The following is a 14095-nucleotide window of genomic DNA, read 5'->3' on the forward strand; positions in this document are numbered from 1 at the left end:
CAGGAAGAGGGAAATAATTGGACAGTATAATCATATTAAACTTGTTTTTAGTTGCATTATTTATTTTGTTTACGGCATTTTTCGTAGGTGCCGAGTTTGCTATATTGAAAGTGCGTATGTCTAGACTCGATCAATTGATCGCAGAAGGAAATAAAAAAGCAGTACTTGCTAAAAAAGTAGCTCATAATCTTGACTATTATTTATCTGCCTGCCAGCTAGGTATTACCATTACAGCGCTTGTTTTAGGTGCTTTAGGTGAACCAACTGTACAGAAGATTTTAGAACCTTTGTTTATTGAATTTGAAGTATCTGCCGCTGTAGCGACAATACTTTCTTATATTATCTCACTGACTATTGTCTCGTTCTTACACGTCGTTATTGGGGAACTTGCACCAAAAACATTAGCGATACAATATGCAGAAAAAATGACACTTCTACTGGCGCCAGCTTTATATTGGTTTGGTCGCATTATGAAGCCAGTTATTAGTTTATTAAATGGTTCCGCAACGTTTATTTTAAGACGATTCGGTGTTGAGCCAGCTGGTCATGATACTGTGCACTCGGAAGAAGAGTTGAAGTTGATTGTCACACAAAGTTATGAAGGTGGAGAAATCAACCAAACAGAACTTGCTTATTTGGAGAACATCTTTGCCTTTGATGGTCGTCAATTAAAAGATATTATGATTCCGAAAGAAGAAATGATTACACTGCAGAAGAATCAGTCATTGGACAGCATGTTAAAGGTCATCGATGAACATGAATATACAAGATACCCTGTTACATCTAAGACGAAGGAATATATCGGCTTCATTAATACGAAGGAAATGTTAACGAGTTTAGCTGCAGGACGTAAGGAAGATTTTAAAGAATTTATGCATGAGATTCCAAGCTATAAAGAAACTATCTCCATTAAAGAGGTTTTCTTGAAAATGCAGCAAACACGTACACATATGGCCCTTGTAACAAATAATCAAGGCAAAACCGTCGGGTTAGTAACAATGGAGGATATTCTTTCTGAAATTGTTGGTGAAATTAAAGATGAATCGGATGGCAATGAAGTGTACGCCTAACAGAAAAGATTGACAGTGATCACAAGCTTATATAAACTGAGAAAAGTAAATGAATAGACTGGAAGATATCCAGAAGAGGTTCATAGCTTTAAACCCTCTATAAAAAACTATGGATGCATGAAAAAAACCATGTCCATATTCGGGCGTGGTTTTTTGTTTCTTAGTTGACAGATGGTTTTAGCTCCCTGAACGAAATTGATTCAAGGAGGCTTTTTTATGTCAGGAAGAAAAGAAGAACAAGGATTAACGGATTTAACTTTATTAGGTAATCAACAGACCCAATACCCATCAGATTACGCACCAGAAGTACTTGAGGCTGTGGACAGCTTACATAGCGGCAGAGATTATTTTGTCAAATTTAATTGTCCAGAATTCACAAGTCTTTGCCCCATCACAGGCCAACCGGATTTTGCTACGATGTATATCTCTTACATCCCTGATGAAAAAATTGTAGAAAGTAAATCATTGAAACTGTATCTCTTTAGCTTTAGAAATCATGGCGATTTTCACGAGGACTGTGTCAATATTATTATGAATGACCTCATTGATTTATTGAACCCCCGATATATTGAAGTTTGGGGGAAATTTACGCCTCGTGGTGGTATTAGCATTGATCCATGGTGCAATTATGGCCGACCGGAAACGAAATACGAAAAGATGGCAGAGCATCGATTAATGAACCATGACCTCTATCCAGAAAAAGTGGATAATCGATGATTCTATATTTAAACGGCATCTATGTGGGCTTGCTTATATTAGCTAATATAGTTGCTGTGAAATTATTCAGCCTTGGCGATTTAGCGATTCTTCCAGCAGCAGTGGTCGTTTTTATTTTTACGTACCCAATCATTGATATTATCGTCGAATTATATGGGAAAGAAGCTGGTAAACAAACGGTGAAAGCTGGTCTTATCACACAAATATTGGCGATTATCTTTATTATGATCACCATCCAATTACCTGCTGCTCCCGTATTCGGCGAACAGGCATCATTTCAAGCGATTTTAGGTGGTAGCTTTCGTGTAATAGTTGCGAGTCTTGTGTCTTATTTTATTAGCCAGCATATTGTTGTGTATGTTTTTCATAAACTAAAAATGCGTCATGGTAAGAAGAAGTTATGGTTCAGAAATAATATGTCTGTAATGATTAGTCAAATCGTCGACACATCGATATTTATTACGATCGCCTTTTACGGAACGATTCCAACTACCGCATTATTGGGATTGATTCTCTCGCAATATTTATTTAAATTTATTGCCTCAATTTGCATCACACCGCTTGTTTATTTAGTTGTGCATATGATTCGTAAGCGTGAATTCATCATGGAAAAAGTGTAATTCGATGAAAAATTAGAGTCTTGCTTCCTTTTAATTGAAGCAAGGCTTTTTTTATACGGTTCTATTGGTTTTTTCCCCCACTTACATAACTGTTCTAAAATAGGTACAGACTTAGGTGGTCATCGATTTGTTCAAAGAAAAGTTTAGACCAAAAGGCGATAATTATGTAGATATCACTTCTTATCTTTCAGCAATCGTACCCAATAGTTTAAGAGCTAGGTATTTTCGCGTTTGCACCACCTTCTCTCAATTAAAATAATATGATGAAGAGGAGGGGAAGCCCTATGGAACGAGGAAATTACGGAAAAGAAACAAAATGTGAGGAGATTGTATTTAGCTTTCCGAAACAAAAGCAGAATAGACAGCCAGGGATGGAATACGAAATGGTACCAAGACCCATATATGATAATCCGCAATATAGAGGTACCGGCAAGCTAAAGGATAGAGTAGTAATTGTAACTGGGGGCGATAGTGGGATAGGGAGAGCCGCTGCGGTCGCTTTTGCGAAAGAAGGAGCGAATTTAGTAATTGCCTATTATGATGAACATCGCGACGCAGAAGAGACGAAACAGGCAATCGCTTATTATGGCGGGAAATGTCTTCTTATTCCAGGTGATCAAAGGGAGGAAGCGCATTGTAAACGAATTGTAGAAGAGACCATCCAAACCTTTGGCAGATGTGATGTGCTTGTGAATAATATCGCTGTACAGTTTTTGCAAGATGAATTTACAAATATTAGTTCAGATCAGTGGAACATAACCTTTGACGTGAATATTCGGTCGTATTATTATATGACAAAAGCAGCCATGCCTCACTTGAAAGATGGGGCCAGCATTATTAACACAACCTCAATTAATGCCTATATCGGTAGAAAAGATCTCATTGATTATTCGGCAACAAAGGGCGCAATTGTTAGTTTCACACGAGCGTTAGCTAATAATGTTGTAGACAAAGGCATTCGTGTCAATGCCGTTGCACCGGGGCCAATTTGGACGGCACTCCAACCTGCAAGCCAATCCCCGGAACAAATCCAAACATTCGGTCTCGATGTCCCAATGAAAAGAGCAGGGCAACCGTATGAATTAGCACCCGTTTATGTCCTTTTAGCATCTGATGACGGCTCTTACATCACAGGTCAAACCATCCACGTTAACGGGGGAGATTTTGTTGGCTCCTAATAAAAAAGCCGAGCGACTTTAACTAAAAGTGCTCGGCTTTTTTTAAGAGCTTTTCTGTCCAGATAGCTTCCCATTCAAAAATTCAATCGTTTCAGCAACAGTCTGTTTATACGCAACAGCCTTGTGAAGCTGATAAATCGCACGATCTTCAGCTGCAACTATTTCTTCAAAAGAAATTGTTCCAAGCAAATTCTTAAAAGGGTGGTCTTTTTTAAGAAGCTTGATCTCTTTACTTATATGTTCCGCATTAACTTCATTGATGATATAAAAAGGGAACTGCAGCTGTTTTTCATTCATGATCTCGTGAAGTTTTACACGTTGCCCCTCGTTCCACTCACCATCGAGTATTTCTGTTGTCACTTCTACGTTATCGAGGTCTCCGACAGGAAAGGCAAATTGGGTATCGTATGTTTCTTGACTTGAATTCTTATCCGTATAGCAGGAGACTGCATAGTAGGTAATTTTAGCTTTTTTCAACTTTTTTAAGTTAAACATGCCCTCATTCATTCAAAAACTCCTTTATGTAAGTATCTGATATAAGAATAGCATACATAATTGTAAAATTTCACCACGATTTTTCTATGAAAAAGAAGGGGAATCAATATGTGTGGAGTATCATTACTATAATGAAAACGCATGCAAAAAAATTCATTGCTTTAAATCAACAAAGCGTGTTATTATCGAAATATTAAAAATTTTATAAGTGGGGAGTTAGGTCATGAGAAAATTATTAGCAGGTTTGATTGGTAGTTCAATGCTGCTTCTTAGTGCATGTGGTTCTTCAGGTGCTGATGAGGCAAGTGGCGGTGGGGACAATGAAAAAGAGCAAAAGGTTGTTAAAATTGGTATTACACAAATTGTTGAGCACCCTTCATTAGATGCTGCAAGAGAAGGTTTTATGGCTGCTTTAAAAGATGCAGGCTATGAGGAAGGAAAGAATTTAGAGTTAGATTATCAGAATGCTCAAGGGGACGCTAATAATAATATGTCTATTGCTCAAAACTTGGTTACTGCTGACAATGACCTAATTCTTGCAATAGCAACAGCAAGTGCTCAATCTGTTGTTCAATCAACCAAGGATATACCTGTTCTTTTTACAGCCATTACCGATCCAATTAGCGCAGATCTTGTAAAAGACTTGGACAAGCCGGGTGCAAATGTAACTGGTACTTCTGATACCCATCCAGATGCGATTAAAAATACGATTGCTTCTATTAAAAAGTTTGTCCCTGAAGCAAAGACGGTCGGAATCATTTATAACGACGGGGAAGCTAACTCAATTGTTAATGTAGAAAATGCGAAGAAGGCATTAGAAGAGAATGGACTTGAATATGCGTTGACGGCAATTTCAACTAGCTCAGAAGTGAAGCAAGCAGCAGAATCACTTGTTGATCGCTCCGATGTCTTTTATATTCCAAAGGACAATACCGTCGTTTCAGCTTTAGAATCAGTGATCACAGTGGCTAATAAAGAAAAAATCCCTACATTTGTTGGTGAAAGTGATTCGGTTGAAAGAGGCACGTTCTCTTCCTATGGCTTTGAATACCATGACCTCGGTTATAAAACAGGTGAAATGGCTATAGAGATATTAAATGGCAAAAAGCCAAGTGACATCCCAGTTGGTTTCCCTGATAATCTAGAATTAATCGTTAACAAGGATGCAGCTGAGAAACAAGGTGTTGAATTAACAGATAAACTATTAGAAGGGGCAAAGGTCATAGGTGAATAATTATATTCGGGTTAAGAGAGGTGTAGTAATTAACTACATCTCTTTTTGTATGGAAAAAATGTCGATTCTTGTCAACTATTTATCTTGTGTTTAATTACTTTGTCCTAGGTTAGCATTTTTTGTATCTATGTCGTTTGAAATGGGACGATACTATATTGATAAAATGACTATAAGGTATAAAAAGGAAATAAATATAAAATTTTACCTAATAAACAATTGTTATTTAACTTTTTATTATACTTTTAAAGAAAATAAATCACATGGAGTGAAAAATTACTCTCGATACCCCGAGGGGAATTTTTCAGAGAAATTTCCAACACTTATATGAGTATATTTTAGGTTGAAACCCACTTTGCTTACAAATTGAGTCTAAAAGACTATAAAAATATATATTCCTCAATTATTTGCAATAAAGTAATTAGAATTGTTTCTCTGCTCCTGTACTGACATCCTTCCAAAATCACATAAAAAATCTCGAATTTGAGAGAAAACTAGTACGAAAATCACAGACAAATTTCGACATGGACAAAAGTGGATTTGACGGAAATTTCTACTCATGTTAGTAAATATATAGCAGGAAAAAAGAAAAAACTTCAAATTATCAGGTTTAAAATTTTTTAAACGAGGTAAAAAGTAGTAAATTATTTACCAAATTTTACTTAAATATAGAAAAATATGAATGATGTGGGAGAGAAGAAGCAGAATGTTGGAATCGAAGAGAAGAGCCATAATCTTTATATCTATTTCATTATTATTAGCAGTGGCAGCTGGTTTTTTCGTCCTTCAAAAAGTGAGCGAACTTAATGCTGATCTTGGTGGGATGACGGAAGTTTATGTAGCAGCAGATGATATTCCTTCTAGAACAGTTATTAAACCAGAACAAGTGAAAGCCATTGAAATACCTAATAGGTATGTAAATGAATCATATGTATTAAATGTTGAAGATCTAATTAACAAAGTTTTAGTCGTACCATTAAAGGAAGATGAAGTGATTACACAACCAATGATTAAACCTGTATCAACAGCTACTGATGAGAATAGTCGTCTCGTGATGATAACGCAGACTGAAAATGTAAGCTTTGATACACAGTTAGAGGCACTTGATCGAGTGGACATTATTGTTTCACACAAGTTTGACGGTAATCCAGTTACTGAAAGCTTTAAGAAGGATGTAAAGGTTGCTCGTATCTTACAAAGTGATAAAAAGTTTTCAGGAATTGTCGTGGAAGTCCCTTTTGAAGCTGCGCCAGAAATTATACATATGCAAAATTACGCTGATAGTATGAGAGTACTAAAGGCAAATGTTGGTTTAGAAGAGGAAGTGCAAGAAGTCGATGGTGAGGCAAAAGAAGCGGCTTCTGTAGAGAAAGAGGAGAAGGTAGACGAAGCTCCTGCTAATGAAGAGAAGAAAGAAGAACCTAAAGAAAAAGAAGAGAAGAAAGAAGAAAAGTCAGATAAAAAAGACTGATTATAAGGTATGTCAAAAATGAGGTGGTCATGATGGCTGAACAAATCAATATCCTGATAGTGAGTGATAGTGATGAATCGCTTACTAATATTATGGGGTTATTTAATGAATATAACAAAATAGATACACTTAATTATTCTGATATAAGGTCAGAATTGGATCGATTATCTCCAGATTTAATCTTTCTAATCGAATCCTCTTCAGAATCAACAGTGGATACGATTGAATATATCCACACTTATAATCATATACTCCCAATTGTTTATATCTCCTTCTCAAGAGACTTTGACACATTAAGGGATATAACAAGAGCAGGAATTACTGATTATTTTGTTTTACCGGATGAAAATACCATGCTTTATGGCAGAATGGACAGCATTATACAACTGGCTATTCAAAAAAGAGAGCAGTTGGAGGAAACAGCTTCAGCTAATCAATCTTTTAAACGGGGAAGAGGAAAGATTCTCTCGTTTTATAGTGGTAAAGGTGGAAGTGGCCGCACGATACTATCGAGTTCTTTTGCACAAACATTAAAATTAGAATCCACTGCACAAGTGATTTTAATCGATTTAAATTTGCAGTACGGTGGTACGGAAACTTATCTTTCGATTGAATCGAACAGGTCGCTTGCAGATCTTCAACCAGTTATTAGCGAATTAGCGGAAACCCATATTAGAAACGTATCAGAAAAGGAAAAATACTCAAAGCTTGAAGTGTTATTAAGCCCTAAAGATGCTGAGGTAAGTGAAAGTCTCCCTTCTGATTTTATTTCTAAATTATTGAGGACCTGTAGAAGGAGCTATGATTTTGTCATTGTCGATCTTCCTACATATGTGAATGAACAGACATATATTGCATTGGAAGAGTCAGATAAAATCTATTATGTGATGAATTTGGATGCACCATCTATCAATATGTTAAAACAAGTAGAAAATCTTTTTGTAAGGCTTGGTATCGAAACACAGGATCGTATGGAATTGTTATTAAATGAAGTCGGGAGAGAAAATGAAATAAAGCCGAATGATTTAAAAGATATTATTTCTTACCCTATAGCATTTAAGATACCAAGAGACATTAAAGGGGTTCAAACACATATCAATAAAGGTGAACCATTTAGAAAAGAAGCTGTCGAAAAGAAGTTGATACCATTTACTAAGAGCGTGAAGAAATGGGTTAACCAAATGTTAGAATAATATAATTTAAGGATTGATGATTGATGTCTTTGTTTGATAAAAAAACAGAAAATAATAATCGAAATCGAACGATAAAAAGGTCGTCAGTTCAAAATCAATACATTTCAGAGCTTGTAGAGCATTACAAAACGCGCATATTAAAAGAAACGAATCTTGAACTGTTAACCAGCTTGCCACAAGGGGAAATGAGACTCAGAATTGAACAACTTATCAGTCAATTTATGAGTGAGGAAAAAATCATTCTTCCGAGGCATGATAAAGAATTACTGATTACAAGGATTATAGATGAGTCCATTGGCTACGGCCCCCTCGAACCATTATTAAATGATCCGAGTATTACGGAGATTCTTATCAATAACTTTAATGAAATCTATATTGAGCAATATGGAAAGTTGCAACTTTCGCCCATCTCATTCAGAGATGAAAGCCATGTTAGACATGTCATTGACCGTATTGTAGCTCCACTTGGCAGAAGAATTGACGACAGTTCGCCGATGGTTGATGCCAGGTTACCCGATGGAAGTAGGGTGAATGCAGTAATACCTCCAATCAGTTTAGGAGGATCTGTCGTTTCCATTCGAAAGTTTCGCAAAGAACCATTCCGCATTCAAGATCTATTAAACTTTGAATCACTAAATGAAAATATGTCTCGTTTTTTAGATGCGATTGTAAGGGCAAAAATGAACGTGCTTATTTCAGGAGGAACAGGTAGCGGTAAGACAACATTATTAAATGTTCTTGGCGATTCTATTCCTGTAGGTGAACGAATAATTACGATTGAAGATTCCGCTGAGCTTCGCTTAGATAAACCAAATGTCGTGGGATTGGAAGCCCGCCCTGAAAATATGGAGGGCGAGGGCGAAATCTCTATTAGACATTTGGTGAAAAACTCATTACGGATGAGGCCTGATCGTATCATCGTCGGTGAGGTTCGTGGCTCTGAAGCATTTGATATGCTGCAAGCGATGAACACGGGTCACGAAGGGTCGATTACAACAGTACACGCCAATACCCCATTTGATGCACTGAGAAGGGTCGAGGGAATGGTTGTCATGGCGGGTATGGATTTACCATCACATATTGTTAGAGAGTATATTGTGGGCGCATTAGATATTATCGTTCAAAGTACACGATTAACAGATGGAACAAGAAAAATCGTTTCTATTTGTGAAGTTTATAGGAGTGAATCAGGTGAAATCAATATTGATGAAATATTCACCTATAGACGTAAAGGACTAAAGGAAAATGGTCAGGTTGAAGGTTCGTTTGAACCAACAGGAAAAATACCTAAATGTTTAGAAAAAATTAAGATGTATGGAATAGAGCTAGATGAAGAAATTTTTAAAGGATAGGAGGTGGAGTAACTATGGAGGCAGCCATACTTTTTGGATTAGCAACATTGCTCTTTATATGGGGTGTTTATAATTACTTAGGTTATCGTAGTGATAAGAAAGAAATTATTAAAAAGCAAGCAAAGGAATTTCAAGAAAAAGAAGAACGTAACAGCTTTATTGCAAAATTGGGTGATAGGTTTGATAAAACTGATTTTGCCGATAACTTTAAGCAAAAGTTAGTAAAATCCAATATATCTATTCTACCTTCTGAATTTTTTGCCATTCTATTATTTATCGCCTTTACTGTCACCATCATGTTATTCGGCTTCTTTAGTATACCGCTTATCTTAAGCTTAATCATTGCGGTTGTGCTCTGTGCAGGGGCTTATTGGATTTTATTTTTAATAAGGAAGAATAAATACATAGAGAAGTTAAACAATCAATTGTCTGAGGTATGCCGAATTCTCGGGAACGCAACGAAATCTGGCATGACAATTGTCCAAGGGCTTGAAATCGTAGCGAGTGAAGTGAGTTCTCCTGCTAAAGACGAATTTAAATCATTAACCCAAAATATGAGATTAGGTGTCGATTTCGAGCGAGCGTTAAAAGAATTAGAAGTTCGAGTACCTACGAGAGAGTATAAACTATTTATCTCTGCTCTATTAATTCAAAAAAGAGCAGGGGGTAACTTAACACAAGTTTTATATGAAATGGCTCACACGCTTGAGGAGAGGAAGGTACTCAGACAAACAATTTCAACAGCTACCGCTGAACAAAGGTTTGTTTCGTATATCTTACCTGCTCTGCCCATCTTCTTGTTGTTCATGTTAAACAATATTATGGATGGATTTATGGAATTGTTATTCACTGTTCCAGGAGCTATATTAATGATTATTTTTATTATAGGGATGGTAATCGCGCTATTACTTGTAAGAGCTGTTACCAACATAAAGGTGTAGCGTTATGGATTCTTTCATATTATTCGCCGTTATATTATGTTGGCTATCTCTCGCTCTCGGATTAGCTAGTTTATATCAGTATTCTAAACAAAAGCAATACTTGAAAGCTCATTTACAAGAAATAGCAGTTACCTCTTCCGTACTTGTAGCTGGCAAGAAAGGCAGATTGGAAAAAATCATTCAATTTCTCGCCAGATATGCTGATGACTTCTCCACATTAGGAGAGAGGATTAATTTTTATAGTGAATCTGAAGAGGTAGATAAGCTACTAAAAAGATCAGGTAACCCTTATGAATTAAGCGTGAAGAGATTTCAAGGATTTAAAATCGTGTTTATTTTATTAGGACTTTTACTTGGTTTCTTTATGGTAATTATGGGGTTCCCCCTAGCAAATATTGCTTTTGTTACTTTTCCAATTTTAGGTTTTTTTATACCCATTATTTGGGTGAGGTCATTAGGTAAAAAAAGACAGGATCTATTAAGAAAGGACTTACCAGACTTTTTAGATACGGTAAGTATTAGCTTACAAGCAGGATCGAATTTAGATAGTGCCATCAAAGAGGTAATTAAATATTTTGATGGTCCAATAAGAGAAGAATTTGCCCAATTCCTTCAAGAAATCGATCTGGGTGTCCCTCGAGAAAAAGCTTATGCTGGATTATTAGATAGAAATGAAAATGAAGACTTTCAATCTTTAATTAAATCACTTATTCAAGCAACGAGATTAGGTGTTCCGATGGCTTCGACTTTTAAAGCACAAGCTGAGGATATTAGGAAAATAAGCTTAGAACAAGTAAAAGAAAAAGCAGCTAAAGCATCTCCAAAAGTCACTTTAATCACATCATTCATTATCGCTCCACTCATTATGTTGCTGATTATTGGATTAGTGATTCTCAACATGATCTATGGTGAGAACAGTATTATGAATATCTTTAGTTAATAAAATATAAATCTTTGAAAGGGGTGATTATTTCTAACTGAAGGTTAGCTCACGCCATCAAAAAAATTAGAAGTAATAAAACCAATTATTTAGGAGGAAAAACAAATGAAAAATTTTATTGAAAAAGTAAACGGGAAAATGCACGCTCTGTATTCGAGAACACAAAAGGCAGTTAATAACGAAGACGGAGTATCAACAATTGAATGGGTAGGATTAGCGGCAGTAATCGTTGCTTTAATGTTTGCGGTTGCGACGGCTATGGATGGTCAAGGAAGTGGTTTGGCAGAGACAATTGTTACTAAAATAAGTGATATGCTAGAAAGCATAGGTAGCTAATTTAACTATAACAATGGTTGGAGGCTTTAATGTGAAAAAAACAGTTTATATTTGTCTGCTTCTACTATTTTCCGTAATGGTTGTAGCTTGTTCGTCTGATGAAGGGAAAAGTAATGATACACCACAGCAAACCCAAAATCAAAAGGAACAGACAGATGCTGAAACTCAAGAAACATTACAGAAAGCTTCTGAAGAAAATGAAATAGCTGAGGAAGCCATCAATGAAGAATTAGTTGCAAAAGAACTGCCAAAAAATATAGAAGAAATTATTGAATATCCTATTGGCATACTAGGTTCTGAAGATACAATGTTCGGTGATAGGAATGTAGAAGCGGTACTTAATGATATTCCTGCTTTACCAGAGGATGCAAATGATGAGGAATTACAGAAGCTGACGAACTATTTGTATTCAGTATTTAAGATGCCATACGAAGACCCGAAAGTTTCTATTGAAGAAAGCAGTTTAAACAAGCCTGAGGAAGCCGAAGAATTAGCATCTAAAGAACAATATAATGTAGAAATTGTATTGGACGCCAGTGGAAGTATGGCGAATTATATGGGTTCTAAAACAAGGATGGATTTAGCTAAAGAATCAATCGAGGAGTTTGCATCCACATTACCGGAAGATGTGAATTTAAGTTTAAGAGTGTATGGCCATGAAGGATCGGGCTCAGATGAAGATAAGAAAATGTCCTGTGCCGCCAATGAGTTAGTATATGAGTCAAAAACATATAATGAGTCTGAACTGTCCAACGCACTTGATTCCTTTGATCCAGCAGGGTGGACACCATTAGCTCAATCTATTAAGGAAGCGAAAGAGGACCTATCAAAGTACTCTGGAGAAGAGCATAAAAACGTTGTCTATATTGTCAGTGACGGAATTGAAACATGTGATGGCGATCCGGTAGCAGCTGCGAAAGAATTAAAAGATTCGGGAATCTCACCAGTGGTTAATGTCATTGGATTTGATTTAGCCAGTAAAGATGAACAGCAACTGAAAGAAATCGCCAAGGCAGCAGATGGTAGTTATGTGAATGTAAACAATCAAAATCAACTCAATGATGAATTAGGTAAAACAGTAAATGATACTCTGAAGTGGATTGGATGGAAGAACAGTGAAACGTTAAGTGCTATTAGTACGAAAAACAAAGAAATACTGGAAATCATTAGTGTCAATAATAAATGGAAAAATAAACTACGTAAAGAAAAAAATCTAACTAAACAATCGGTATATAGTCTGAAGAATGATGACAAAATTTCCGATGACCAATCCCAAAAAATTGTCTCTAATGTAGAAGAATTTTATAAGAAACATAATGAGTCTATAGAAGAACTAAAAACAGTCTTAATGGATTTATCAAAAGAAAACTTAAAAGAAACTTTAGATGAAATTGATAAACTTTATGAAAAAAATGTCTCAAACTAAAAAGGAGGGGCATCAAATGAAGAAAAAAATCAATAATGAAGATGGTTCAGCGACAATCGAGTTCTTAGCAATGGTGCCCCTTGTTTTCTTGATTATGATGATTTTGTGGCAGTTTTTGGTTGCGGGTTATGCGGCAATTATTGCCCAATCTGCATTGAATGAAGCAGCAAAGACATATGCAGTCACTGAGGATATAGCTGATGCAACCAGTTCTGCAAGAAATCTTGTTAATAAAGCCGGAGGTAACATACAGATAATGGATCTCGATCCGATGAATAACGGTAACAATCATTTCACTTTAAGGATGCATGTGAACCTAGATTTGGTTTTTATCCCAGATAGCATAGCGGGATATATTCCGAAGGTTTCGTTTACGAGAGAAATAAGTGGCAGGGTGATGGAGTAAATGAAATATTTAAAGAATGAAAAAGGAAACACCATGCTATTTATCATTGGATTGTTTAGTGTGTTCTTTTTAATGTTTCTTTTAATCCTAAGCTTTGCCAATGTGTTTATTGAAAAAGAACATGCGTCCAATAATGCTGAGCAGGCAAGCATTGTTGCTTCAGGTATTATAACGAAGCATCTTGCTTTATCGATAGAAGATTATGATGAGTATTTAGAAGATCAATTTAAAGAAGCGGAAGAGGAAGCCAAAGAGGAAGCAGAGGAAAACGAAGATAATGAAGATTATGAACCACCAGAGCTAGAGGAACCTGAATTATTATCAAAGCAAATAGAAGAGCTCCTTCCTACACTTCCCAACTACTTAAAAGAATCTGAAAAGAAACATCAAGCAATCAATAAAATAATTAAGCGTGAGTTAAATAAACCAGATAGCCATGTTTTAAGAATGTTCATTGCTTCATCATTAAGTAATGCGGAAAGTGAGATTTATAGTGAAGTAAGTACGAATATTCAAAGAAATGGTGGCCAAGTATCAGAAACAGAAATCTGGTTAAACGAAAACCAAAGAATTGAAGTGAAGACAGCTACTAAGTACGAAGCCTTTAAGTATGATGAATACTTTTCTGATAACCAACGGCATGTGAGACAAACAGGACAGGGGCCATCTTTCGAATTATTCGATTCGTTCGCATGGGGACTGAATATTAGTTATTAATA

Annotated in this window: 15 protein-coding genes; 14 read left to right on the forward strand and 1 reads right to left on the reverse strand. The window is 36.0% G+C overall.

The window, feature by feature from the left end; translation table 11 throughout:
- Window positions 1-17: 17 nt before the first annotated feature.
- The 4 genes from MKX67_RS02720 (at window position 18) to MKX67_RS02735 (ending at window position 3585) form a co-directional block, all read left to right on the forward strand.
- Window positions 18-1070: a hemolysin family protein gene (locus tag MKX67_RS02720; RefSeq protein ID WP_095370763.1), complete on the forward strand. Its 1053-nt coding sequence runs from the start codon at window positions 18-20 to the stop codon at window positions 1068-1070.
- Between the two features lie 216 nt (window positions 1071-1286).
- Window positions 1287-1787 carry a preQ(1) synthase gene (queF, locus tag MKX67_RS02725; protein WP_095370762.1) on the forward strand — a complete coding sequence of 167 codons (501 nt, stop codon included), beginning with the start codon at window positions 1287-1289 and terminating at the stop codon, window positions 1785-1787.
- Complete coding sequence (locus MKX67_RS02730) at window positions 1784-2407, forward strand: queuosine precursor transporter (protein ID WP_095370761.1); 624 nt, start codon at window positions 1784-1786, stop codon at window positions 2405-2407. Before queF ends, MKX67_RS02730 begins: the two co-directional genes overlap by 4 nt.
- 284 nt (window positions 2408-2691) lie before the next feature.
- Window positions 2692-3585, forward strand: a complete 894-nt coding sequence (locus tag MKX67_RS02735; RefSeq protein WP_095370760.1) for an SDR family oxidoreductase — start codon at window positions 2692-2694, stop codon at window positions 3583-3585.
- 42 nt (window positions 3586-3627) lie between these two features.
- On the opposite strand, the gene MKX67_RS02740 is transcribed toward MKX67_RS02735, so the two are convergent.
- Complete coding sequence (locus tag MKX67_RS02740; RefSeq protein ID WP_322910504.1) at window positions 3628-4092, reverse strand: hypothetical protein; 465 nt, start codon at window positions 4090-4092, stop codon at window positions 3628-3630.
- 211 nt (window positions 4093-4303) lie between these two features.
- On the opposite strand from MKX67_RS02740, the gene MKX67_RS02745 reads away from it, so the two are divergent.
- The 10 genes from MKX67_RS02745 (at window position 4304) to MKX67_RS02790 (ending at window position 14093) form a co-directional block, all read left to right on the forward strand.
- Entirely contained in the window at window positions 4304-5314 is a 1011-nt protein-coding gene (locus tag MKX67_RS02745; protein WP_322910503.1) for an ABC transporter substrate-binding protein, read from the forward strand.
- 703 nt (window positions 5315-6017) lie between these two features.
- Window positions 6018-6782: an SAF domain-containing protein gene (locus MKX67_RS02750; protein WP_322910502.1), complete on the forward strand. Its 765-nt coding sequence runs from the start codon at window positions 6018-6020 to the stop codon at window positions 6780-6782.
- Window positions 6783-6814: 32 nt separating this feature from the next.
- On the forward strand, window positions 6815-7975 hold the full coding sequence (locus tag MKX67_RS02755) for an AAA family ATPase (protein ID WP_251163544.1): 1161 nt from the start codon (window positions 6815-6817) through the stop codon (window positions 7973-7975).
- Between the two features lie 23 nt (window positions 7976-7998).
- Window positions 7999-9327 carry a CpaF family protein gene (locus MKX67_RS02760; RefSeq protein ID WP_251163545.1) on the forward strand — a complete coding sequence of 443 codons (1329 nt, stop codon included), beginning with the start codon at window positions 7999-8001 and terminating at the stop codon, window positions 9325-9327.
- A 14-nt stretch (window positions 9328-9341) separates the two neighbouring features.
- Window positions 9342-10268, forward strand: coding sequence for a type II secretion system F family protein (locus tag MKX67_RS02765; RefSeq protein WP_322910501.1), 927 nt, complete (start codon window positions 9342-9344; stop codon window positions 10266-10268).
- Window positions 10269-10272: 4 nt separating this feature from the next.
- The gene (locus tag MKX67_RS02770) at window positions 10273-11208 is read left to right on the forward strand and encodes a type II secretion system F family protein (protein ID WP_322910500.1); all 936 of its coding nucleotides are present in this window, start codon (window positions 10273-10275) and stop codon (window positions 11206-11208) included.
- 105 nt (window positions 11209-11313) lie between these two features.
- Window positions 11314-11544 (forward strand): hypothetical protein, encoded by a 231-nt coding sequence (locus MKX67_RS02775; protein WP_322910499.1) that lies wholly within the window; start codon window positions 11314-11316, stop codon window positions 11542-11544.
- A gap of 31 nt (window positions 11545-11575) precedes the next feature.
- The gene (locus MKX67_RS02780; protein ID WP_322910498.1) at window positions 11576-12970 is read left to right on the forward strand and encodes a VWA domain-containing protein; all 1395 of its coding nucleotides are present in this window, start codon (window positions 11576-11578) and stop codon (window positions 12968-12970) included.
- 16 nt (window positions 12971-12986) lie between these two features.
- Window positions 12987-13376, forward strand: coding sequence for a TadE family protein (locus MKX67_RS02785; protein ID WP_322910497.1), 390 nt, complete (start codon window positions 12987-12989; stop codon window positions 13374-13376).
- Window positions 13377-14093 carry a hypothetical protein gene (locus MKX67_RS02790; protein ID WP_251163551.1) on the forward strand — a complete coding sequence of 239 codons (717 nt, stop codon included), beginning with the start codon at window positions 13377-13379 and terminating at the stop codon, window positions 14091-14093.
- The last annotated feature ends 2 nt before the right edge of the window (window positions 14094-14095 follow it).

The organism is Cytobacillus sp. FSL W7-1323 (assembly GCF_038595015.1).
GTDB lineage: Bacteria > Bacillota > Bacilli > Bacillales > Cytobacillaceae > Cytobacillus > Cytobacillus kochii.